The sequence below is a fragment of the Chloroflexota bacterium genome (genome assembly GCA_035652535.1).
In the GTDB taxonomy this organism is placed as follows: Bacteria; Chloroflexota; UBA6077; order UBA6077; family SHYK01; genus DASRDP01.
In genome coordinates this window covers 1-23,843 of the sequence record DASRDP010000109.1, presented here as the reverse complement: position 1 = coordinate 23,843, position 23,843 = coordinate 1, and the positions used below count along the sequence as shown (strand labels likewise).

The window sequence follows — 23,843 nt, the reverse complement described above, 5'->3', positions numbered from 1 at the left end:
TACCTGTCTCGCCCGAAGTGAGGAAATTCACGGCCCTGTAACTATACTGGTCGCAAATGAGGAGGCGGTGGAATCATGAGCTTTCAACCGGACTTGACGCTCACCGACGCGCGAACGACGATCGATCGCGCGCTCGCGCTCGCCCGATCCCTGAAGCAGGGTGGCTCGTTTGTCATCGTGGATGTCGGGGGCGGCGTCGTCTCTGCCTCCCGCATCGGGGAAGGGCCCACGTCGTCGATGTGGATCTCTCGTGCGAAGGCGTACGTCGCCGCGGTCCAGCGAGCCCCCAGCGCGCGCAGCGCCACGCAGTGGCGCGACCGGCCCGCCGTGTTCGCGTCGATGCAGCGCCTCATGCGCGACGACATCTTTCCTGGACCGGGCGCCTTGCCGATCCGCAAGAACGGGCGCGTGGTCGGCGCGTTATCGACGGGCGGCGGGATAGGGCCGTGGACCGAGGTGCCGGACGTCGATCTGAGCCCTCTCGCCGGCGCGAACGTCGAGGACTACATCATCTCCCAGGCGCTCGGCATTCCTTATCAGAACCAGCATCCCGACGTGGAGCGCCTCGTGGGACCCCGGATCGAAGAACGGACCGACGACCTCCCCCATTCCCTCGACGCCGCGCGGCGCGTCGCCGACCGCGCGATCGCCGATGCGGAGCGGCGCGGGTATCGCGTCGGCGTGGCCGTCGTCGACGAAGCCGGCCAGCTCATGCAGATGGACCGCATGGACGGCGCGCCGCCCATGGCCCCGGATCTGGCGGAGGCGAAGGCGCTCACGGCGCTCAACTTTCAGCGCCCAAGTCTCGATGTGGGCAGGACCTTGTCGGCCGACCGCCTCGCCGAAATCCGACAGATCGCACACTTCAAGATCCTTGCAGGCGGGGGTGGCGTGCCGATCATCGTCGACGGGCACGTGGTCGGAGCCGTTGGCGTGCATGGAGGCGGCGGAGGCGAGCAGAGCGACGCGGTCGCTCGCGCGGCGGCGGAGCGCTAGCGCTCCGCCGCCGCCCCGGCGTTCGATTACGGCGCCCACAGGTGTCGGAACTGAGTCGCGACGACGTCATCGTACGCGACCGACCTGGACAGGAGGCCGGCGTCGCGCGCGAACTGGGTCATCCCGTCCACCGCGTCCTCGGAGATCGTCGCGTCGTAGAAGGGCGCATCCCGCGCGATGAGATCTGCGATGAGGCCCGCCTCCTCTGAGGGGAAGAGCTTGTTTCCTACTTGAGTAGCGAGGCTCGGATCGGCCCGTAGGGCCTGCTGCGTTCTCACGATCGCGCGAATGGCGCCGGCCGCCGCGTCCGGATGCTCCTCGATGACGGTGTCCGACGTGAGAAGGGCCGGAAACGTGTACTGTCGGGCTGAGGGCGGGCCGTCCCCGCGGCGGACGTCCACGAGCACCGTGGCGATGCCGCGTCGGACCGCATACTCGGCCCGCATCGCGTTTCCCCAGAAGGCGTCCGCCAGCCCCTCTTCGATAGCCTGCGCTCCGATCCGCGCCAGGTTCCCGGTCGGGTCGTGCGAGGGCGGGGGTGGAACGATGCGAACGCCGTCGCGCTCGAGGTCGATGCCGGCGTCGACGAGCAGGCGCTTGAGCAACAGGCCTGGCTGGCCTGTCGCGCTGATGCGCAGCCCCTTCACGGCGGAGACGTCTCCTCGACGGGCATGGAGATCGGCGCGGACGGCGAGGAACCAGTAGCTGTGCTGCGAAAGCGCGCACAGGAGCTTCCCACCGCGCCACTCGGGAAACGCGACGGGACCGCTGTAGGCCGAAGTCCCAACGAAATGGAGGCGGCCCTCGCGGAGGGCCCGTGGCCGGTCCGCTGGCGGAAACACGAACTCGGCATCGACACCCTCGGATTTGAAGTAGCCCAGCTCGACGGCCGCGGTCGCCACGAAATACGACGGGGAAACCACGTCCGAGACGGTCACCAGCATCGCGCACCTCCAGGGGCCTGATTCTACTCGGGCGCATGCCCTCGCCTTCCCTGTTACACTGCTGAGGAGCCCGCCGCGGAGGAGAGCGATGCTGACGCAGGCCCAGAATGAGCTGTTGACCCGGACGAGCCGAGGCGCCCCGATGGGAGAGTTCTTCCGACGATACTGGATTCCCGTGCTTCTCTCGGAGCAGCTCCCCGAGCCAGATTGCGCGCCGGTCCAGGTCCGCATTCTCGGCGAGGATCTCGTGGGGTTTCGGGACAGCGCGGGCAGGGTCGGGCTCCTCGAGGAGCACTGCGCCCATCGCGGCACGTCCCTTTTCTACGGGCGGAACGAGGAGCATGGGCTTCGATGCGTCTACCACGGGTGGAAGTACGACGTGCACGGCACGGTGCTCGAGACGCCCGCCGAGCCGGCCGGGAGCACGTTCAAGGATCGCCTGAGGCACCCAGCGTACCCAACCCACGAGGCCGCGGGCATTATCTTCGCGTACATGGGCCCGAGGAATCGCCAGCCCGTGTTCCCCAACTATGTGTGGAGCCGGCTATCGCCGGACCAAACTCTCGCGACCAAGAGCTATCAAGATTGCAGCTATCTCCAGGGCGTGGAGGGCGAGTGCGACTCCACCCACCTCACGTATCTCCACCGGTTCTTCAACGGCCGCGATCCGAGGGGAATTCTCCTGGAGCACCCGGTGAGCGAGTACACCATCGAGGAAACGGACTTCGGATTGCGGCTGGTGGCCGTGCGCCAGCCCGAGCCAGGCGCGGCGTACGTCCGGGTGTCCAGCATCGTGCTTCCCACGGACTGCTGGATTCCGGGGGCGACGAAGTCGGTGCACTTCTACGTGCCGGTGGACGATGGCGCGAGCTGGCGATTCAACCTCAATTTCCGTGAGGACGGGCCGCTGGACAAATCGCGCCTTTCGGGCGCGATCGAGCCCTGGTATGGGCCCGACTACCGCAAGCTCCGCAATATCCACAACCATTACTTGATCGACCGCGAGAAGCAGAAGACCGAGAACTTTACGGGGCTCGGGCTGAATTTCATCATCCACGACGCTATGGCGACGGAAACGATGGGCCCGATCTTCGACCGGAGCCGCGAACACCTCGGGGTCAGCGACAAGGCCGTCATCGCCATGCGTCGCTACCTGCTCGACGTGCTCGACGCCTTCCAGAATGGGGGCGAGCCGCCAAATCTCGTCTATGCGGAGAGCGACAACACATACCAGCACGTGGACACCTTCGGCGAGACGATCGCGGGAACCAACTGGCGGGCAGCCTTTCCCCACCTCACGCGGTCGCGACGCGAGACCGGCGCGGTCGCCGCTGCGAGGGCCTGAGAACGGCTTGCGGAAGGTGGAGAGGCATCGTAGAATGCTGGTCTGAGGGTGAGTAGCTCAGCTGGTTAGAGCGCACGGCCCACATCCGTGAGGTCACAGGTTCGAGTCCTGTCTCGCCCACCAAGACCCGACGTTCTTGCCCGCAAACTTCGAGTTACGTTCGTCTTCAAGCGGGTCCTTCGCGCCACCAGGGACGTCCAGGCAGGCACAATGCGCGCCGGGCGGCGCCCACGGAGACCACACAGTACCCCGTGTCGGCGCCCTGATGGACCCGCCGCCGCACCTCCTCGCCGATAGCCTCCGCCTCCTCGATCCCGGACACGGATGCGCATTCCCGCATGGACCTGCGGCTTCTTCATCGATTGGAGGACGCCTCCCAACCAGCCCGGGAGGGCGCCGCTGCCGGGCCTGTCCTCCGAGTCGGGTTTGAAACGTCTGAGGTCGACAACAGGCGATCGGCGGCGGGTGAGGCGTCGCTGCGACTATAGTTTGAATGGCTCTTGCCGAATCACGCCGAGGTCACCATGCCAGCCGTCACCGTCGAAGACCCCCTTGCCCTCCCGATTCTCCCGACCCTGCCCGCCGAGCAGGTCGTGGTGCGGCCGATTCGATCCGTCACCAACGCCCCGGCCGGTCTCGAAGGCGAGGGATTTCCGGTGCGCCGCGCATTCGCCGGCGTGCCCCTCTCCGTCCTCGATCCGTTCGTCCACATGGATCAGATGGGTGAGGTCGACTACGCGCCCGGCGAACCGAAAGGAACCCCGTGGCACCCCCACCGCGGATTCGAAACCGTAACGTACATGATCGACGGCGTGATGGAGCACCGGGATTCTCACGGCGGCGGAGGCGTGATCACCAACGGGGACACCCAATGGATGACGGCCGGCCGCGGAATCCTCCACATCGAGCGGCCGCCAGCCCAGCTCGTGGCGAGCGGCGGGCTCTTTCACGGCGTGCAGCTCTGGGTGAACCTGCCCGCGCGCGAGAAGATGATCGAGCCTCGGTATCAGGACATCCGTGGCCAGTCTGTCGCGCTGCTTCGCTCACCGGACGGGGGCGCCCTCATTCGGGTCATCGCCGGTGCCATTGGGGAGCATCAAGGGCCCGGCGTCACCCGCACGCCGATCACCGTCGTCCACGCCTCGATCGCGCCCGGCGCCGAAGTCGACGTTCCGTGGCGGTCGGACTTCAACGCCCTGGTCTACGTGTTGGGCGGCCGTGGATATGCGGGGCAGGAGCGGACGCCCATTCGCGGCGCCCAGCTCGCGGTGCTCGGCCCGGGCAACGTCATCCGCGTCGGCGCGGAGCGCGCCCAGGATGGACCCAGCGCGTCCCTCGAGATCTATCTCCTAGGGGGTCTGCCAATCCGCGAGCCCGTTGCGCACTACGGGCCGTTCGTGATGAACACCCGCGAAGAGCTGGCGCAGGCCTTTGAGGACTATCAGGCCGGTCGCCTCGGCGTGATCCCGCCTGGCGAGTCCTGAGGAAGCGCCGTTCGCCCTCAGCCTGTCGGCTTCGCACAGGACAGTCCTGTCGAAGGGCGGGCGGGCTCCGTCCGCCCGTTCGCCCTGAGCCCTTCGCCTTGGCTCACGAGAGGCCTGTCGAAGGCGCCCCTCAGGCCGAATCACTCCCCACAAACGCGTCGATGTAGGGGTAGGGCGAAAGCGCCTTGAACGTGGTCATCGAGCCGTCGATCGGCGCCCCAGGAACCCAGTGAAACGCGTTCGTGTCCCAGTCCCAGAAGCTGTCGCCGCGCCCGAATCCGGTCCGCCAGGGCTGCCCGCTCGGACTCCCGTGGATTCCCGTGCGCGCCGGCAGGCTTTGCGCTTCCTCATCCGGCAGCAGGCGACGAATCGTCGGGTCATGATCCCACTCCACCAGCTCGTCCCACATGCGGCGATAAACCTGCATCATCTCGTCGTCGCGGACGACGAGTGCCGTGTGAAGAGGATGGATGTGGCCGCCAGTTCGGCCGCTCAGCGCATCGACCTTCTTGAAGGCGATGCGGCCGCCCGCCGCCAGCTTCAGCACGAGGACATCATGCGGGAGGTCGGCGTTCGAGACCGGGTCGACGCCGCAGTAGCGCGTGTAGAAGTCCGCGGTCCGGGCGAGGTCACGCGACTCGAACAGCGCGCCCGCGACGCGACCGACCTTGACAGCCGTCTCGTCCTCCATCGCGCCCTGGGGCAGGCGGTCGGGCGCCCAGAACTCGAGCTGATTGCCGTCCGGGTCCTCGAACCGAATCGCGATGCCATCCTCCCCCTCTTCCGACGTGCGCATGGCGTCAGAATGGGGCACCTGAAAGCGATCGAGGCGGCGCAGGTGCTCGTCGAGGTCCTCAGAACGAACGAAGTAGCTGTAGCGCGGCAACCCCCGGCCGAGGCCGCTGCTGGGGGGAAGCCCGTCCGTTCGGAGGGCGCCCCCGACGTGGCACGTGCTGACGAAGGTGAACCTCGTGGGCGGCGCCGCTGATGGCCGGCGGGGCCCGCCACCGCCCATCTGGCGATGCTGTGCGCCAAGCACGTTCGTGTAGAAGGCGTCCCATCGCTCGATGTCGGTCACGGGCACCACGTAGTGATCGATCCAGTACGCGGCTCCTGGGCGCTGGTCCTCCATCGTGGCCTCCTCTCCCGGATGATGTCTGCCAATTCTGCGCCGCCAAGCGGTGCGCGTCCCGCGCGGGGCTCGTGGGTCCGAGTATACCCCGCCTGGGCTGAACCGCCGCGCTGACGGATCGACGCCGCGGCCCGCTGCCGTCGACCCTCAGACCGCGCCTCCCCGCCACCGCGCCACGAGAGCCGCGTCGATGAGCCCTCGACTCACCAGCCGATCGTACGCGTCGATGGACGCCTGATCCTTCAGCACGTCATCCACGGCGAACGCCGAGTCAATCTCCCCCTTCTGCGCCATCCCTTGCACGATGGCGGCCAGCGCCGGGCGCGGCACGAGGCCATCCATCGGCATATAGCCGGTCGACCGGGGACCATCGTAGGTCTGCACGGGGACCTCCGACTCGCTCCTCAGCATGCGCAGCTTGCGCTCGTCGTCGTTGAAGGTCGAGGCGCGCATCCGCGTCTCGAGTTCGAACATGTACTCGTGGTTCGCCGGGTCCTGGACGAACCAGAAAGCGCGCAGGTTCGCCCGGAGGAACGCGCGAAGCTCCGCGCCGCGCTGCTCGACCGTCCGCCGCGTTGCCACGATCACCTTGCCGGGCGGCCACGCGCCACGGCCGCGGTAGAAGGTCTCGAGGTCGAGAACGAGCGGGTAGCCTTCATCCATGAGGCGGTCGGCCTCGCGTCCGTTGAGCGGCAGCACCGTCACCCGTCCGGACCGAAGCAGCTCCTCCACACCAGCGCTTCCGTAGCCGACGATGGGGTCCTCGACCCACTCGATCTCGCGCTCTGGATCGATTCCGAAGGTCGAGATGGCCGAGGCGAGGCCGATGTGATTGAGCCCCCACTTCTCGCGCACGCCGATCCGCGCGCCGCGAAGCTGCTCGGGGCCGGTGATCCCCTTCGCGCCGATCAGCCGCGGAGCGAGCTGCACCCGCCACCCGCCGACGATGTAGACGTCCTCGCCCCGAGCCCGCTGGAGGACGGCGGCTCGAACGTCCACCGCCGTCGCGATGTCAACGCCGCGCTCCCACATCACCTGGCCGAGGGCCTCGAACTCCCACCGCCCCGGAATGAGCCCGCCCCGTTCGTAGACGTACCGATCGAGCCCCTCCTCCCGTAGGAAGCCCTGCTCCTCGGCGACGCGGAACGATCGCTCCTGGCCAACGTGGTAGTTGGAGTTCGCGATGACGATCGGTTGGTCCAAGCCGCTCATCTGCGTTGCCCCCTTCCTGCTGTCGCGTCTCGGTCGGGTCGCTCATCCGCTCCGAATGCGCTGCAGCATCGACGCGTAGGCGCGCACATTCCCTGCCCAGCTCGTCCACCACGCGTCGTCCGCCGCGTGCCACGCGCCGCTGTTGTAGACGACTAGCGCGCCGAGCAGCTCATCGCCCGCCACGGGCTCCAAATCGCAGGCCCGTGCGCGCGCCAGGCAGCCGGCGAGCCGCCGGCACATGTCGACGAGATTGCCCGCTGGATCTGCGAAGACGCCGTCACGGACCGCGAGCACGTTTTCCACCGACGACGTTCGGTCGCCCAGGTAATGGTAGAGGACGATCTGCTGCCCGTATCCGAAGGAGATGTCCGGCCACGCGGCGTCGATGATCTCGGCAAGCCAGGCTCGGTCGTCAGCCTGGATGGCCGAGCGCGCCGCGGCTGTGGATCGGCCCCACCGCTCCGCCCGCGGGTTCAGGCCGGATTCCGCCAGCGCGCACGCGAGGGCGAGCTGGCGTGGGATGCTGGCGGCCTGCCAGGCGGCATCGAAGATCGGGCCGATCTCGTCCCCATCGGCGTTGAGGAGTGATTGGGGCAGGCTGCTATCCACGGCAATCCCCTACGAGACGATTGGCGCAGAACAAGTCTAGCCGCCCACCGCCGCCGACAGGATCGGCGGCTGACTCAGTCCCATCCGGAATCGGAGCACGAGCCACGCGGCCTCCGCCGCGATGTGCCACGACATCTTGGACTTCCCTCGGGCGCGGTCCGGAAACACGATCGGAACCTCCGCGAAGCGCAGACCCGCCTGCGCGCACGCGAAGTTCACCTCAACCTGGAACGCGTAGCCGTTGGAGCGGAGGGCATCGAGGTCGAGAATCTGAAGCGCGCTCCGGCGGAAGCACTTGAACCCGCTGGTGCAGTCGGCGACCGGCAGCCCGAGGAGCAGCCGCGCGTAGATGCTACCGCCCTTGCTCACGAGCTGCCGTAGCGGCGACCAGCCGACCACCCGCCCGCCCGGCACGTTCCGCGACCCGATGACGACGTCCGCCTCCTTGGCCGCGGCGATGAGGCGGGGCAGGTCCTCGGGCCGGTGCGAGAAATCGGCGTCCATCTCCACGACGAGGTCAAAATCGTGGGAGAGCGCGTAGCGAAATCCGGCGACGTATGCCGTGCCGAGACCCTGTTTGCCGGAGCGCTTCAGGACGGAAACCCGCCCCGTCTCGCGCGCCAGGCGATCGGCAATCTCCCCGGTCCCGTCGGGCGATCCGTCGTCGACGATGAGGACGTGGAGCCCGGCGTCGAGGCTGAGAATGGCCTCGACGAGCGCTGGCAGGTTGTCCCGCTCGTTGAAGGTGGGGATAATCACCAGAGCGGACATCGAACTCCTCCTGCCGCTCAATGCTGGGGGAGATCGTACGCGATCATGCGCCCTTCCACGCCGCGCATGTGACGTTTTCCACTTTTGGAGGCGCCTTGGGACGCTCTGCCCTTCGCGAGAACGCCATTCTGGCGGCGATCTCGGGGCCCTTCAACATGATGACGTTGCTCATCCCCCTGTACCTGAGCCATCTGGGATACCCCGTCGGGGTCGTTGGCGCGGTCGTTGCGCTCGGCGGCGTCTCGTCCCTCGCCTCGCGCTTCCCCGTGCCGAAGCTCTACCGACCGGAGCGGTCTCGCGCGCTCATCTTCGCCAGCCTGGGCGCAGCCATCCCGACGTGCGCGGTGATGCCCTTCCTTCCCGACATCCGCGCGTTCATGGTCATGTTCGTGCTGAATCGGATCTTCGTCGGGCTTGCTACGACCTTCTTCCTCGCCCGATATCTGGACCTGCTGGTCGCCGGCGCTGACCGCCGTCAGGCGATGGGATGGTACGGGGGAACGCAGGCGTTCGGCTACACAACATCGAACGTGCTGGTGGGCCTGCTCGCCGACTACGTCGGGTATCCGGCCGCCTTCTTTTACGGCGTCGTCTTCTGCGCCCTCGGCATCGCGCTTCTGGTCGGCGCGCCGGAGCTCCATCCGCGGCCGAAGCCCGCGACCAGCGGGGCGGCCGGCGGGCGAACGAGCCTCGTGCGGGCGATCGGAGATCCGGGACTCTGGAGCGTCGTGAACGTGGGATTCTGGAACAACTTGTTCCACCTGGTCCTGTCGAGCTTCTTCCCCGTTTTTGGCGCAGCCGTGGGCCTCGGCCCGGCCGAGGTCGGGCTGACCCGTGGGTTGTACTCCTTCATCAATGCCATCGGTCGGCCGAGCCTGGCCGCGCTGATCAGGCGCCTCACCTTGCGCCAGGTGAATTACCTCGGCCTCGTCGCCCAGATGGGGCTCATGGCCGCACTGCCGGCCGCGCCCGCGTTCGCGGTTATCCTCGGCATCTTCACCCTCTTTGCCGCGAGCCGCGCGCTCGTCGTGGTGTCAAACAGCGCTGGGCTGGCGGAAGAGGTGGACGACACGCGGGTGAGCCGCGGCGTGGCCACGAGCGTGTTCAGCGCAACGTCGGACGTGTCGAACATCGTGGCGCCGCTCGCGGCCGGACTCATCGCCAGTGCCACGGGCATCAAAGGGATGTTCCCGATCGTCGCGCTGGGGGCATTCGGGTGTTACGTCGCCGGCGATCTCACGATTCAGCGCTGGCGCGCGAGCGCGCGGATCGAGCGCTCCACGATCGCGACACCGGATCCACGTCCGTCGACATGAGCGCACGGCGGCTCGTGCGACCGACGCTCACCGCCACTCCCATTCCCAGACGTTCCACACGCGGGAGGTCTTCTCGACTGGCGGCTCCGACGGGCCGACGAGATCGGCGTTGAACGCCAGCACCTCCGCCTGGAGGTGGGTCAATACGACCATCGCGTCGTCCATCATCACGCGGATCGCATCGATGAGGTAGCCCTCGCGCTCCCTCGTGTTGACACTGGCCAACACTTTGCCCCAGAGGTCATCGAGCTGCGGGTTGACGTAGCCGATGCGGTTCTGCCCGCCCCAGCGAGTCTCGGGGAGGGAGACGTTCCTGCTGAACCAGACCATATCGTCGTACGAGAGGTTGCGGCGGTTGTAAGCCACGGCGGGAAACTTGCTTCGCAGCTCGTTGTCACGCCACTCCTGGGGAGAGAGGCGTTGCACGTCGCTGGCGAAGCCGGCCGCCTTCCAGTTGTCGACGACGATGGCGGCTTCGAGCTGCTCGACCTCGCCGGGCAGGTTGGTGAGCGGAAGCGTGAGCGGCTGGCCGGCGCCGTTTCGGAGTCGACCATCAGTCCCTTTGGTCCAGCCTGCCTCGCGCAACAAGGCCTCGGCACGCCCGGGATCATAGTCATACTTGGGGACCGCGCGCTCGACGGCCGCGTACGACGGGTCTCGGGGCGATAGCCAGTAATACGCGACGGGCGCACGGCCGGCATAGATCGCGTCGACGATGGACGTGCGGTCGATGGCGTAGTGCGCGGCCCGGCGGACGCGCGCGTCGAAGACGGCCTGGACCGTGTCGCCCCAGTCGCGTCCCTGGAACTCCAGAAAGCGCGGGTTCCCCTCGACGTACGTGACCTTGCCGCTCCATCCCGCCTGCTCGAGGGCCTGGCCCTGCGAGAACCCGATGTTACCGGAGTAGGCCACGTCGAGCGTCCCGCTCAGGAGGTTGGCGACGATCGTGTTCGCATCGCCGATGAAGCGCACGCGAACCTCGTCGATCCGCGGCTTCCCGAACACGAACCCCTCGTGGGCCCGGAAGACAATATCCACGCCTGGCTCCCAGCTCACGACCCGATATGGCCCGCTCCCGACGAACTCTTCGCGCCACTGCGGACCGTCGATGAAGCCAGCGCGGTCCTGCAGGAACTGCTCCTCCAACCGGTGCCGCGGCATCGGGGAGAAATCTGGCAGATGGGTGTAGCCCGCATACATGTAGGGCTCGCGCCATTCCAGGAAGAGCGTGTGGTCGTCGACCGCGACCACCTGGGCCAGTCGCTTCTCGACGACGGCGTTATGCGCGGGGACGTCGGGCGCAGTTCGTGCCTGATACGCGAAGACCCAATCCCTCGCGGTAATGGGCTCGCCATCGTGCCAGGTCGCGTTGCGCTTGATGGTGTACGTCGTCTCCATCCGGCCGTCCGGCAGCAGCTTCCAGGTCCCCTTCTCGACGCTGGGCAGCTCTTCAGCCAGATAGGGCTGGGGCTCGCTGCTGTCGCGGTTGAAGTAGGCCAGAAATCCGGACGACAAGGCGGACCACTCACGGTTTTGGGGCTGCAGGCTGGGCTCCAGCGACGTCGGCTCGCGCGTCTCCACGATCGTCACGGCGCGCTTCACCGTCTTCTCGGTCGAGCCGGGGGAGCCCACGTCGCTCGCCGTTCGGGGAGCGGCCGTCGGCGCGCCGCACGCCGCGACGGCGCCGAGCGCGATGATGGTCCACATTGTCGAGAGACGCGTCATCTTCGGCATCGCTCCCCCTTCTTGACTCGAGCGTCGGTGGTCGAGCCGGCCGTGTTGCCGCCCATTTTGGCACCGGGCGGCGGCCCTGGCAATTCGTGGCGCCGTGACTCTGGCGCCGCGACGACTTCGCTCCCGTGTGATGGCCGGACCGCGGCGGACGTAGCCGTAGGATAGGCAAGCGTGCGATCGGCGTGATCGCGACCCGCGCGTCGACGTGGTGGACAGGTTCACGGAGCGCAACGCGGCGCTGGTCGAGAAATTCCCGAACGAGCGCGAGCGCTTCCGCGCGGGCGCCTCGCCGGCGGCCAAGACGCACATCGGCCACATCCGACCAATGTGGCCGTTTAGGCTTGCGCGGGATTTAACACCACAGCCCGAGACCTGCCTCGACCCGTTTTGGCTCCCCCAGCTTGGAGGCACGGTACGTTGCGGGCGACGACCCGTGGGGGAAAATTCGCCCCCTCGAATCTGATCAGGTTCGCGCACACCGCAAATTTGACAGCGCCGCGGTTCCCGAGTAGGGTTCCACCTTAGAACGAATGATTGCGATTGCGAAGCATGAACCGAAGGAGACGCGCGCATGACGCAGCAGAAGATCGTCCCCGTTCGTTTTATCTACCGATCCGAGTCGATGGTTCCGCTCCTCACCGTCATGGAGAAGGCCGAGATCTGGAAGCAGCACGGCATCGACGTGCGCGACTATCGGTTCAGCGCCGATCCGCTCGACGCCGAGGAGCAGCTTCTCGACGGCGGCATCGACTTCATCTTCGGGAACCACGTGTCCCCCTACATGCGCCTGGCGCGCGGCGAGCCGATGGTGTGCCTGGCGCAGACGGAGAACTGGCTGCACCAGTGGGTCGCCACGGACCCCGCCATCGCGAGCTTGAGTAACCTGAACGGGAAGCGCGTTGTCGGCAAACCCCTCTTCCTGAACGGGAAATTCACCGGTCACGGAGAAGGTAACAAGATCCTGCTCCTCGAGCTGCAAGGGGTGGATACGAAAGGCGTCGAGTTCCTCCTGCCCAATACGGTCGGCAACGCCATCGAGGCGGTGCGCGACGGCAAGGCCGAAGCGTGCTTCATCGATCCGAACCGGGCGGACCGCGCCGAGGCGGCCGGCCTCAAAGTCCACCGCCTCGCGCCCATGCCGATGGTCCACAGCATCACCTTCACCACCACGTGGCCGCGCCTCCAGCAGGAGAATGACTTCGCTGACCGGATCATGAAGGTCCTCGTGGACTCGACCCACTTCTTCAAGACCAAGAAAGAGCAAACCCTGGAGTTGATGAAGGAACCCGTCGGGCCGATGCGCGAAGGCCAGATGGACCGCCTGGTGGCCCAGTACGACGAGCACGCCGCCGAGTACGAGACCAAGCCGTATCCCCGCGCCGAGGCCATCATCAACGTGCACAAGCTGGCGTGCATGGTGTATCCGGAAGCGAAGACCGTGAACCCGCTGGAGCTCTGGGATACGCAGACGTTGCGCAGCATCCACGCAACCGGCTACGTGGACCACCTCTACGGAGGCCACGACCGCGTGATCGCCAACATCCAGCGGGAGCTGGCCCATGGTCACGGCGAGGACGAAGACTGCGACTGAGCGGGGCTGGGCCGCGGGCTGATCACATGACTCGAAAGGAGTCGTTCGCATGCTGACGAAGGAAGAGAATGATTTTCTGACCAGGATCGGACCGGGTACCCCGGCCGGGGAGCTATTCCGGCGATATTGGCTCCCGTTCTGCGTCGCGCGCGAGCTGACGCCGGAGAGCCCCACTAAGTTCATTCGCCTTCTCGGCGAGGACCTCGTGCTCTTCCTCGACAAGAGCGGAAACGCGGGTCTCCTCGCGGACCATTGCGCTCACCGCGGCGCCTCGCTCCTGTATGGTCGGGTGGAGGAGCGCGGCATCGCCTGCGCCTACCACGGGTGGCTCTACGATTCGAAAGGGAATTGTCTCGAAACGCCCGCCGAGCCGGCGGACAGCAGGTTCTACCTCACCGTCAAGCAGCGGGCATATCCGGTCAAGAAGTGGCTCGGCCTCTACTGGACCTACATGGGCCCCGAGCCCGTCCCGCCCATCACCAAGTACGACGTTTGGGCGCGCAAGGACGGCACGCACCGCATCACCGTGCAGCCGCAGCTCGACTGCAACTGGTTCCAGGCGATGGAGAATTCCGTCGATCCGGCCCACCTCCCGATCCTGCATCAGGAGACGTCGACCCAGGGCCGGACGCCGCCGAGCGTCACCCGCGGCTTTACCGACGACATCGACCACTTTGACTTTTACGAGACGCCATACGGCATCATGAAGCGGCGCACGTATAAGAACGGTCTCGTCGACCAGCACCCAATCCTCTTCCCCAACATCTTGCGACACCAGAAAAACACGCAGATCCGCGTCCCCATCGACGATACCCACACCTTCATCGTCTTCGTGGGGTTCGACCCAACTCCCGATGGGAGCGAGGTGGACCAGCCCGACGAGGACATTCGGGTGCGCTACGTGCCCTCCTATAAGAAGCCGGAGGGCCTCCTGCACCCCAACACGAGGTTCGACATCACCGCGGACGTCCAGGCCGGCGACCACATGGCGTGGGAGACGCAGGGCCCCATCGCCGATCGCACCGCCGAGCGCCTGGCGACTTCCGACCGTGGCATTACGATGCTGCGACAGATGCTCCGCCGCGAGATCGAGAAGGTGCAGAACGGCCTGGATCCCATGAACGTCTACCACGATCCCGACCATGCCATCGTCGACACGAACCTCGAGGAGTCCATTCGCGATCTGGGGCGATGGCGGGGCGCGACGCCACCACCACCTGAATTTGCGCGCGCCGCCGCGCGGACCGGAGACTATTGACGCACCAATCCACGGCCGGCGTCGCGCATCGCTCGCGCTGGCCAGATACGAAGAAGGGACCACGATGGCTGAAGAAACAAACGGACGAGTCGGGCGACGCGGCCCCTCTCCCTACCAGCTCTGGCAGAAGGAGGAGGGGATCCCGGTCAACACCGGCTCCTACGTCACCGATCTATACACGCTCGACCTCGCGCCCTGGCCCCGAACGGGGCAGAAGGGCGCATTCGTCAACCTGGCCGACCAAGAGGAGGACGACGGCTACGTCCTCGAGATCGCGCCGGGCGGCCAGACCGAGGTCCAGCACCACCTCTACGAAGAGACCATCTTCGTCCTGGATGGGCGGGGCGCCACCACGCTTTGGCAGAAGGGAAAACCCAAGCAGACCATCGAATGGCAGCGGGGCAGTATGTTCTCTCCGCCGCTCAACTGCTATTACCAGCATTTCAATCTCGACGGCCAAAAGCCGGCGCGCTTCTACGCAGTGACCAATGCGCCGATGGTCATCAACATGTACCGAAACACGGATTTCGTCTTCAACGACGACTACGTGTTCACCGACCGGTACAACACGGAGGAGAACTACTTCACCGACCCCGGAACCCACGTCGGCATCCGCATGTGGCGCACCAACTACGTGCCGGACCTCCGAAACTTCAAGCTGGACGACTACCACGAGCGCGGCGCGGGCGGCGTGAACATGCGCTTTCGGCTGGCCAGCAACCAGATGGAGTGCCACGTCAGCCAGTTTCCCCCGGGCACGTACAAGAAGGCCCACAAGCACGGCGTCGGCGCGCACGTCCTCATCCTGAGCGGAATCGGCTACTCCCTGCTGTGGTTCAAAGGCGAGAAGCCGCGAAAAATCGACTGGAAGGACGGCTCCGTTCTCTCGCCGAAGGCGATGGAGTACCACCAGCACTTCAACACGGGGCCGACCCCCGCGGCATACCTCGCGCTGCGCCTCGGGTCACTCGACCGCAGCGGCAACGAGGGACGGGACGGCCTCCCCATCAGCACGATCAGCGAGCGCGAGGGCGGCTGGCAGATCGACTACGAGGACGAGGATCCTGAGGTGTACGCCCTGTTCGAGCGCGAATGCGCGAAGAACGGCGCAACGGTGGTGCTTCCGCGCCCGCAATACGCGACCGCCTGAGAGGGAGGGCTCACTATTCGTCCTGACTCCGGGACCCGTTTGCCCTGCGCCCCCCAACCCGTTGGCCCCGACCCTGTCGAAGGGCGCTCAGGACGGGCTTGTCGAAGGACGCGTGGGGCCCGCCTACCACGCCAGGGCGACGCCGTCGCTCCGTGGGTCGGCCGCGCCCAGTAGGATGCCGCGCTCCGCATCGATCTGAACGACAGCCGCGCGGCCGCAATCGTCGCTGAACTCCTCGATCGGAGCGACGTCGTGGCCCATGGCCGCGAGCCCGTCGAGCGTCGCGTGCGAGATGCGCGATTCGAACCGGATGCCGCCGCGCGCGGGCCCGGCCGCGGCGGGCTCGATGGTCCAGCGGGGCGCGTCGAGGGCCGCCTGCGGGTCCATTCCAAACGCCAGGAGATTGCAGTGGAGCTGGAGGACGGTATAGGGCTGACCGTCGCCGCCACTGGTCCCATAGGCGAACGCTGGTCGTCCGTCCCGCAAGGCCAGGGCGGGGGTGAGGCTGTGGCGCGGCCGTTTCCCCGGCGCGATCTGATTCGGGTCGCCATCAGCGATCCCGAAGTCCTTGGCCCGGTCGTTCAGCATGATCCCCACGCCCGGCACCATCACCCCGGACCCGAAGGGCTCGCGGAGGCTCTGGATCATGGAGACCATGTTTCCGTCGCGGTCGGCCGCGCAGAGATAGACCGTATCCCCAGAGGGAGCGCCCGCCGGGGCCTGCGCGGCGCGGCGCGGGTCCACCAGGGATCGGCCCTCGGTCAGATGCGTCTCGGAAAGGAGCTCCGCGAGCGGCACGTGGACGAAGGCGGGATCCGCGATCCTCGGTCGGTCCCGATAGGTCACCTTCAGCGCCTCAACCTGGAGGTGCGCCGCGCGCGAGCTCAGCGGCTCCCCGAGATCGAACGCGTCGAGCAGCCCCGCGCCCATGAGGTGCAAAATCGCCTGGCTATTGGGAGGCGCCACGCAGATTCGATGGCCAAATGCATCCAGCGCGGCCGGCTCGACCCATTCGCACCGATGCGCCGCGACGTCGCCCGGCGTCAGGTGTCCGCCGATCGAGGCGACGTGCTGGCCGATGGCTTCCCCGATTGGGCCGCCATACATCGCGCCAATGCCGTCGCGCGCGACGGCGCGAAGCGATCGTGCGTACGCCGACATTCGCTGCACGGCCCCAACGCGCGGCGGCGCGCCGCGCGGCATGAACGTTTCTCGAGCCGGCTCGTTGAGGTTTCGCGCCTGTGAACGGATCGCGTCTGCGAGCCGGGGAGCAACCGGGTATCCATCCTCGGCGAGTGCGATTGCGGGTTGCAGCAGGTATCCCAGATCGCGGGTCCCATATCGCTCGAGCGCCGCGTTCCAGCCGGCCACGCAGCCCGGCACCACCACGCTCAACGGACCCTTGTTGGGAAGCGCGTTGTCGTGGCCGGCCGCGCGAATGAATTCCGGCGTGGCGTTCGCCCCGGCCCGTCCGCTCGCGTTCAGAACCACCGGTCGGTCGGCGCCAGCGGCGCAGATCACCACGAACATGTCGCCGCCGATGCCGCAGGCGAAGGGCCAGACGACGCCAAGAACCGCGCAGGCGGCGACGCTCGCGTCGATCGCGTTCCCGCCATCCTGCAACACGCGCAGGCCGGCCGCCGATGCGAGATAGTGGGGCGCCGCGATAACGCCGTTGAGGCCCATCGCCGTCGCGCGTGTGAGGGCCATGTGGCTCACCCCCGGATCTGGTTCGCCCCGGACCTTTGCGAGCCCCTCGGACCCACAATATACTCGAATGGCACCAAGTCGCCGCTTCGGATGACGGCCACGCCGCCCGCCCGGGGCATGGTCCGTCCCGATCTCGAATCTCGCCGAATCGAGGACCATCTGGTTTGCAGGATGAACCGCGCAACTCCCCGACGCCTCACGATGACCTCACCCGGTCGTCCACGCTAAGCGCCGCCAACGACCCCGGGGACACCCTCACCCTCCCCGCCATTCCGCTTCCCGACGCGGTCGTCCTTCCGGGAATGATCGTCCCTCTACACCTTGAGACGTGGGCATACGTACGCGCCGTCGAGGTAGCGCTCCTCGCCGACAAACGCATCCTGCTCATCCCACGCCGCGCGCGGGACGAGGGCCCCATCGATCCCGAGGCGAACCACGTCGGTCTCGTCGCCACCGTCGAGGAATCGCGCCCATCACGCCGCGGGGGCCAGCGCGTTGTCGTGCGCGGCCTCGATCGGGCCGAGGTGGTCGAGGTCGAGGAAGAAGAGCCCTTCTGGCGGGTCCGCTGCCGCATCTTCGCCGACCCGGAGACCGATCCGGACGACGTGCGCGAGCCCATGCACCAACTCTTCGCGATCATCGAGAACCTCATCGAGCTGAATCCAAGCGTGCCGTCCGAAGTCCTCCAGTACGTACGGGGGATCCAGCAGCCCGGTCTGCTGGCCGACCACGCGGCGTTTTCGCCCGAATGCTCCTTTGACGAGCGACTGCGGATTCTGGAGGCGCTCGATCCTCTTGAGCGCCTCCACATCGCGACCGAGATCATGCGGCGCCACCTGGAGATGGCGCAGGTGCGCAGCAAGATTCGCCAGGACGTGAAGGCCGGCGTCGACAAGGCGCAGCGCGAATTCTTCTTGCGGGAGCAGCTCCGCGCGATCCAGCGGGAGCTCGGCGAGAGCGAGGGCGAGGCCGCCATCGCAGACGAGCTCCGGGAGAAGATCGAGGCGGCCGGTATGCCGGATCTCCCGAAGGAGAAGGCGCTCAAGGAGCTGAATCGCCTCAAGATCGTCGGCCCGCACTCCCCCGAGCAGGGGGTGATCCGAACCTACCTCGAGTGGCTGACGGAGCTGCCCTGGTCGACCAGTACGGAGGACCATCTCGACATCGGCGAGGCGGAGCGGATCCTGAACGAGGACCATTACGGCCTCGAGAAGGTGAAGGAGCGCATTCTCGAGTACATCGCCGTGCGGGGACTGGCCGGAGCCAAGATGCGCACGCCGATTCTCTGCTTCGTCGGACCGCCGGGCGTCGGCAAGACCTCCCTGGGCCGATCCATCGCCCGCGCCCTGGGTCGGAACTTCTGGCGCACCAGTCTCGGCGGTGTTCGCGATGAAGCAGAGATCCGCGGGCATCGGCGGACCTACGTCGGCGCGCTGCCGGGCCGAATCATCCAGGGAATCCGCAGCGCGAAGAGCAACAACCCCGTCTTCATGCTGGACGAGGTTGACAAGGTCGGGAACGACTTTCGGGGCGATCCGTCGGCGGCGCTGCTGGAGGTGCTCGACCCGGAGCAGAACTTCGCGTTCAGCGACCACTACCTCGAAGTGCCCTTCGATCTCTCCAAGGTCACATTCATTTTGACGGCCAACCTCCTCGACACGGTCCCGCCGGCGCTCCGCGATCGGATGGAGGTCATCACGATCGCGGGGTATACAGAGGACGAGAAGATCGAAATCGCTCGGCGGTTCCTGGTTCCCAAGCAGATCGAGGCGCACGGGCTCACGGCTGATCAGCTCCAGATCCCCGATGAAACGCTGCACGCGATCGTGGGTGGGTATACCCGCGAGGCCGGCGTGCGCAACCTCGAGCGGGAGATCGCGACGCTGTGCCGCAAAGTCGCCCGCAAGGTGGTGGCCAAGGAGATCGAATCAGCGACCCTTCGGCCGGACGACTTGGCGGACTTCCTCGGCCCCGTCAAGTACACCTTTAACCTGGCCGAGGAGGAAGACGAGGTCGGCGTCGCGACCGGCGTGGCGTGGACCGAGACCGGCGGCGAGCTGCTGTCCATCGAGGTTAGCCTCGTGGAGGGGAAGGGCGAGCCGGTCCTCACCGGCCACCTGGGACAGGTGATGCAGGAATCCGCCCGCGCCGCGCTGACCTACGCTCGCGCCAATGCGCGCCGATTCGGCGTGGAGCCCGGCTTCTTCGACAGCCACATCATCCACGTGCACGTGCCCGCCGGCGCCGTGCCGAAGGACGGCCCATCGGCCGGCATCGCCCTCACGGCTGCCCTCATCTCGGCGCTGACCGGTCGGCCGGTGCGAAAGGACGTCGCCATGACCGGGGAGGTGACCCTTCGCGGGCGCGTCCTCCCCATCGGCGGGCTCAAGGAGAAGATGCTGGCGGCGCACCGCGCCGGAATAACGACGTTCCTGCTACCGAGAAAGAACGCAAAGGATTTGGTCGAGGTCCCGGACCGCGTGCGCGAGATGGATATCGTCGAGGTCGATCGGGTCGATGAGGTCCTGGAGCGCGCCCTTGTCGGCGGCCACCCCACGGCGGCGCCTCCGACCAACGGCCACGAGTTCGCGGAGCCCACGGCGCCGGCGATCGCCTGAGAACGGACCGTCACGTCGCGAATCGCGCCCCGGCAAGCACGAACTCCGCGAACCGCCTGCCCACGGGCAAGAGCGGCCGCCGGCGCGAACGAACGAGAAAGATCGACCGGTGCATAGGGATTTCGGCGAGGCGCTTCACCACGGGCCCGCCCGGTCCGGGATCGCGCAGCGCGCAAGCCGAAACGAAGCCGACACCAAAGCCGGCGCGGACCGCTGAGACAATCGCCTGGGTCGTGCTCAGCGTCATGACAATGCGAAGCGGCGGCAGGTCGAGGCCACGGTCTGCGAGGGCACGGCGAACGGTCAGAATCGTTCCGGACCCGTTCTCGCGATCGATGAAGGGCTGATCGGCCAGAGCAGCCAGGGGAATCTCCTCCTGGCTGGCGAACGGGTGACGGGCCGGCACCGCGAGGACGACCTCATCGCGCGCCACCGGGTCGAAACGCACGCCGGCCTGGCGAATTCGCGCGCCAACCAGGCCGAGGTCCCGCCGACCGGCCGCGACCTCGTCCACGACGCGCTGGGTGTTCGCCGTGTAGACCGTCGCCTGAACCGAAGGGTAGGCCGAGGTGAAGTCGGCGATGATCTGCGGGACCATGAATTCGGCCGGCGTCGTGCTGGCCGCGAGACGCAGCTCGCCCTCCAGCGGGGCCGGTTGTCGATGTAGCTCCTCGAGCACACCCCAGTACGCAGCCACCGCCGCCTCAGCGTAGCTCTGGAACCGCTCTCCCGCGGGCGTGAGGGCGACGCCGTCCGGCGCGCGCTCGAATAGGCGAGCCCCGATCGATCGCTCGAGCCGCTGAATCTGGCGGCTAAGGCCTGGCTGCGTGAGGCCACGCTCGCGCGCGGCGAGGGTGAAGCTGCCCTGGTGGCTCAGGGCGAGAAAGGACTCGAGATCGGCAATGTCCACGGAGTTATCCGGATCGCTGGGCCTGGCGATGACGATTTAGCATAGCGCTTGAACGAATGATGCCACACGCTTTAGCATACGTGTCGGTCAGCTTCAGCATTTCCACTCAAACCCAGTATTCGGAGACTTCCATGCACCAACACAGCGTGGCGCCCGAGCTGGTCGAAACGGCGGCGGACCGCCGCATCGAGTATTTTCGGGGATTCTCGATCCTGCTGATCATCGCGGTGGTCGGGCTCGCTTACGTCAAGTGGATGCCGTACGTCGCCCGGACTGCCGACGTATTCGTGAGCCATTCCCTCGGCTCGTCCATCGTGTCCGGCAAGGACGCCGCCGCGCCACCGCCCTCCATCACCACCGCGGTCGATTATGCCCGCGTGTACATGGACAAGATCTGGCAGGCCCTCGTCGTGGGAATCCTCTTGGCTGCCACCATTGAGTCGCTCATCCCTCGCGACTGGCTGCTCCGGGTCCTCGGGCGATCCAAGCTCGCCACGTCGCTCCTCGGGGGCGTTCTTGCCATCCCCGGCTTCATGTGAAGCTGCTGCGCAGCCCCGGTGGGGCTGGCACTTCGGCGCCGAGGAGCCTCGGCGGGCTCGGCTGTCGCATTCTGGCTCGCGAATCCGACCCTCAATCTCGCCGTGTTGGCCTGGATCACGTTTGCCCTCGGCTGGCAATGGGCGGCGATTCGCGGCATCGTCGGGCTAGCGCTCGTCGCTGGCGCGGCGGTCGTGGTGAGTCGCCTCGTTCCGTCCTTCGCCGGAGATCCCGACATCGCAGCCACGAGCCGCGAGGAGTCCGGCCCATGGGCGCTGCGCTGGCTCACGACGGTCGTGCGCCTGACCCTCCTCCTCGTGCCGGTCTTGATCGTCCTCACCCTGATCCTCGGCGCCGTGCGGGCGTACCTCTTCCCGGCGATTACGCCCGAATGGGCGAACAATCCCTTGGTCATCCTCGGATTCGCCGTCGCGGGCATGACGTTTCCGATCCCGACCGGCGCTGAGATCCCCATCATCCAAACCATGCGCAGCTACGGCCTGGGCGCCGGTCCGGCGGGGGCCCTGCTCCTCACGCTTGCGCCCCTCAACCTCCCATCGCTGGCGATGGTGTCGCACGGGTTCCCGCCCCGCGCCCTCGCAGCCCTCGCGGGCCTCACCGCGCTCGCGGGCGTGGTGGCTGGCGGGCTGGCGATGGCATTCGGCCTGTAGCAGGCCGAAAAATGCGCGAAAATCATTTGTGCTGAGCCCTATTTGGCAGGGCGATGGTCATCCTGGCGAATGATCGGCGCTCGTCGGCGCTTTTCCCCATCACCGCCCTTGCCGCGATCCTTCTGATAGCGGTCGGAGGGCTGCTGGCATGGACACGCGCGGGCGGCCCCATCGCCCCTCAGGCTCCACGAATCCCGGCGGGCGTCGCTGGTTCGGAGCCCGACGGGCCCACGGTCGCGCACCTGCGCGTGCAGGTCATCGCCGCCTTTCCCCATAGCCGCGACGCGTTCACGGAAGGACTCGTCTGGCAGGACGGGGCCCTGTTGGAAAGCACCGGCCTCTACGGTCGATCCTCGCTTCGTCGCGTTGACCCGGAGTCGGGCCAGATCCTCCAGAGCGTGCCGGTCGATCCGCGATTTTTCGGGGAGGGCATCGCCCTAGCTGACTCGCGGCTGATCCAGCTCACCTGGCGCGAGAATACGGCATTCGTCTACGATGCGAGCACGTTCCAGCGCGTAGGCCAGCTGCGCTACGGCGGAGAAGGGTGGGGCCTCTGTACCGACGGCGCGCGGCTCGTCATGAGCAACGGCAGCAGCGCGCTCACGTTTCGGGATCCGCAAACCTTTGATGTATTGGGCGCTGTGGACGTGACCCTCGACGGCGCACCGGTCGACCAGCTCAATGAGCTGGAATGCGTCGGCGACGAGGTTTACGCGAATGTGTGGATGACCGACGAAATCGTCCGGATCGACAAACAAAGCGGACGCGTCGACGCCACGATCGACGCATCCGGCCTCCTCACCGACGACGAGCGCGTGGGCGCTGATGTGCTGAACGGGATCGCCTATGATCCCGACGACGAGACGTTTCTCATCACGGGCAAGCTTTGGCCCAAGCTGTTCAAAGTGACATTCGTCAGCGCGGACTCAGGAGGCTGAATCCGGCGGCACGGGGTGAACAGCAAGGACCGGAACCCCCGCGTCGCGAATGACGACCTCCGTGACGCTGCCGAGCGCCCAGCGTTCCAGCCCGCTTCGGCCATGGGTGGCCATGGCGATGACGTCGACGCCGGCGTCCGCCGCCGTGCTCGCGATCACGCCGGCCGGATCCCCGACCCCAACCCGCGCTTCCACGACGAGCGACTGATCGCGCATCTGGCTCGCGACGCGGTCGACGTAGTCCGCGCGCTCGGCCGGCGTGTGAACCTCGCCCGCGGGCACCGGGATCATTGCCCCCTGCACCGGGATCGCCTGCGGGGGCAGGCTCGCGACCGAGCACAGGACCACCGTCGCGCCGAGCCGCTGGATGAGGGGCAAGGTTCTGCGAATGATGGACTCGGACAGATCGGTGCCGTCCAGCGCGACGAGAATACGCCGAGGCGGCCGCGCCACGGCCGCGAGGTTCGCGCGGACGACCAGCACGGGCGCAGGCGATTGGCGCAGCACGTCGGCCGTGACGCTCCCCAGCACGGCACGGATGACCCCGCCGCGTCCATGGCTCGCCATCACGATCAGCTCGGCGCCGCTGGCCGCCGCCCGCGCCACGATGCTGTCGGCCGGTGATCCGTGGATGACCCGGCACTCGACCCGCCCGCCGTCCAGCATCAGCGCGCGGCCGCGGCGAAGAGCCTCCGTTTCTTCGCCCGCCGCCAGCAGCCCCTCTTGCGAGTTCGAGTCGACAGGCACCACCTCCAACAGCTCGACGTCGGCGCCGATCGCCGTGGCAAGCTCGCGCGCCCACGGTATCGCCCGGGCCGCGAGATCAGATCCATCGAGGGGCACCAACACGCGAGCCGCCATCCGGCCATCTCCTCCTTGATCGCGTCAAAGGATAATAGCTGGCCCGGGGCGACGAG

General features: G+C 67.1%; 19 protein-coding genes, 1 tRNA gene and 1 pseudogene. 12 read left to right on the top strand and 9 right to left on the bottom strand.

Annotated elements, in window-relative coordinates:
• Positions 1–75: 75 nt before the first annotated feature.
• Positions 76–996, top strand: a complete 921-nt coding sequence (locus VFC51_13370) for a heme-binding protein (GenBank protein HZT08014.1) — start codon at positions 76–78, stop codon at positions 994–996.
• 26 nt (positions 997–1,022) lie between these two features.
• On the opposite strand, the gene VFC51_13365 is transcribed toward VFC51_13370, so the two are convergent.
• Positions 1,023–1,940 carry an ABC transporter substrate-binding protein gene (locus tag VFC51_13365; GenBank protein HZT08013.1) on the bottom strand — a complete coding sequence of 306 codons (918 nt, stop codon included), beginning with the start codon at positions 1,938–1,940 and terminating at the stop codon, positions 1,023–1,025.
• Between the two features lie 88 nt (positions 1,941–2,028).
• On the opposite strand from VFC51_13365, the gene VFC51_13360 reads away from it, so the two are divergent.
• The 3 genes from VFC51_13360 (at position 2,029) to VFC51_13350 (ending at position 4,769) form a co-directional block, all read left to right on the top strand.
• Positions 2,029–3,285 (top strand): Rieske 2Fe-2S domain-containing protein, encoded by a 1,257-nt coding sequence (locus VFC51_13360; protein ID HZT08012.1) that lies wholly within the window; start codon positions 2,029–2,031, stop codon positions 3,283–3,285.
• A gap of 46 nt (positions 3,286–3,331) precedes the next feature.
• Positions 3,332–3,408 (top strand) — tRNA-Val (locus tag VFC51_13355).
• A 401-nt stretch (positions 3,409–3,809) separates the two neighbouring features.
• The gene (locus VFC51_13350; GenBank protein HZT08011.1) at positions 3,810–4,769 is read left to right on the top strand and encodes a pirin family protein; all 960 of its coding nucleotides are present in this window, start codon (positions 3,810–3,812) and stop codon (positions 4,767–4,769) included.
• Positions 4,770–4,899: 130 nt separating this feature from the next.
• Here VFC51_13350 and VFC51_13345 read toward each other — a convergent pair whose 3' ends face one another.
• From VFC51_13345 to VFC51_13330, 4 genes are all read right to left on the bottom strand, one after another.
• The gene (locus VFC51_13345) at positions 4,900–5,901 is read right to left on the bottom strand and encodes a VOC family protein (protein ID HZT08010.1); all 1,002 of its coding nucleotides are present in this window, start codon (positions 5,899–5,901) and stop codon (positions 4,900–4,902) included.
• A gap of 147 nt (positions 5,902–6,048) precedes the next feature.
• Positions 6,049–7,113, bottom strand: coding sequence for a hypothetical protein (locus VFC51_13340; GenBank protein ID HZT08009.1), 1,065 nt, complete (start codon positions 7,111–7,113; stop codon positions 6,049–6,051).
• A 42-nt stretch (positions 7,114–7,155) separates the two neighbouring features.
• Positions 7,156–7,722, bottom strand: a complete 567-nt coding sequence (locus VFC51_13335) for a hypothetical protein (protein HZT08008.1) — start codon at positions 7,720–7,722, stop codon at positions 7,156–7,158.
• A gap of 36 nt (positions 7,723–7,758) precedes the next feature.
• Complete coding sequence (locus tag VFC51_13330; protein HZT08007.1) at positions 7,759–8,493, bottom strand: polyprenol monophosphomannose synthase; 735 nt, start codon at positions 8,491–8,493, stop codon at positions 7,759–7,761.
• A 95-nt stretch (positions 8,494–8,588) separates the two neighbouring features.
• Between VFC51_13330 and VFC51_13325 the strand changes: the two genes are divergently transcribed.
• A complete protein-coding gene (locus VFC51_13325; protein ID HZT08006.1) occupies positions 8,589–9,809 on the top strand; it encodes an MFS transporter in 1,221 nt (406 codons plus the stop codon).
• Positions 9,810–9,836: 27 nt separating this feature from the next.
• On the opposite strand, the gene VFC51_13320 is transcribed toward VFC51_13325, so the two are convergent.
• Complete coding sequence (locus VFC51_13320) at positions 9,837–11,543, bottom strand: peptide ABC transporter substrate-binding protein (protein HZT08005.1); 1,707 nt, start codon at positions 11,541–11,543, stop codon at positions 9,837–9,839.
• 571 nt (positions 11,544–12,114) lie between these two features.
• On the opposite strand from VFC51_13320, the gene VFC51_13315 reads away from it, so the two are divergent.
• From VFC51_13315 to VFC51_13305, 3 genes are all read left to right on the top strand, one after another.
• The gene (locus VFC51_13315) at positions 12,115–13,134 is read left to right on the top strand and encodes an ABC transporter substrate-binding protein (protein ID HZT08004.1); all 1,020 of its coding nucleotides are present in this window, start codon (positions 12,115–12,117) and stop codon (positions 13,132–13,134) included.
• A gap of 49 nt (positions 13,135–13,183) precedes the next feature.
• Positions 13,184–14,392 carry a Rieske 2Fe-2S domain-containing protein gene (locus tag VFC51_13310; protein HZT08003.1) on the top strand — a complete coding sequence of 403 codons (1,209 nt, stop codon included), beginning with the start codon at positions 13,184–13,186 and terminating at the stop codon, positions 14,390–14,392.
• Positions 14,393–14,456: 64 nt separating this feature from the next.
• Complete coding sequence (locus tag VFC51_13305) at positions 14,457–15,542, top strand: ethanolamine ammonia lyase-activating protein (GenBank protein ID HZT08002.1); 1,086 nt, start codon at positions 14,457–14,459, stop codon at positions 15,540–15,542.
• Between the two features lie 123 nt (positions 15,543–15,665).
• Here the strand turns inward: VFC51_13305 and VFC51_13300 are convergent, their stop codons facing one another.
• The gene (locus tag VFC51_13300; protein HZT08001.1) at positions 15,666–17,252 is read right to left on the bottom strand and encodes a gamma-glutamyltransferase family protein; all 1,587 of its coding nucleotides are present in this window, start codon (positions 17,250–17,252) and stop codon (positions 15,666–15,668) included.
• A gap of 164 nt (positions 17,253–17,416) precedes the next feature.
• On the opposite strand from VFC51_13300, the gene lon reads away from it, so the two are divergent.
• A complete protein-coding gene (gene lon / locus VFC51_13295; protein ID HZT08000.1) occupies positions 17,417–19,870 on the top strand; it encodes an endopeptidase La in 2,454 nt (817 codons plus the stop codon).
• 10 nt (positions 19,871–19,880) lie between these two features.
• On the opposite strand, the gene VFC51_13290 is transcribed toward lon, so the two are convergent.
• Complete coding sequence (locus tag VFC51_13290) at positions 19,881–20,780, bottom strand: LysR family transcriptional regulator (protein HZT07999.1); 900 nt, start codon at positions 20,778–20,780, stop codon at positions 19,881–19,883.
• A gap of 131 nt (positions 20,781–20,911) precedes the next feature.
• Here VFC51_13290 and VFC51_13285 point away from each other — a divergent pair, with 131 nt between their 5' ends.
• The 3 genes and pseudogenes from VFC51_13285 (at position 20,912) to VFC51_13275 (ending at position 22,926) form a co-directional block, all read left to right on the top strand.
• Positions 20,912–21,319: a hypothetical protein gene (locus VFC51_13285; GenBank protein ID HZT07998.1), complete on the top strand. Its 408-nt coding sequence runs from the start codon at positions 20,912–20,914 to the stop codon at positions 21,317–21,319.
• Between the two features lie 12 nt (positions 21,320–21,331).
• A pseudogene (locus VFC51_13280) lies at positions 21,332–21,988 on the top strand (permease).
• Between the two features lie 53 nt (positions 21,989–22,041).
• A complete protein-coding gene (locus VFC51_13275; protein ID HZT07997.1) occupies positions 22,042–22,926 on the top strand; it encodes a glutaminyl-peptide cyclotransferase in 885 nt (294 codons plus the stop codon).
• Here the strand turns inward: VFC51_13275 and VFC51_13270 are convergent.
• Positions 22,915–23,787, bottom strand: coding sequence for a universal stress protein (locus tag VFC51_13270; GenBank protein HZT07996.1), 873 nt, complete (start codon positions 23,785–23,787; stop codon positions 22,915–22,917). The genes VFC51_13275 and VFC51_13270 overlap by 12 nt on opposite strands.
• Positions 23,788–23,843 lie beyond the last annotated feature (56 nt).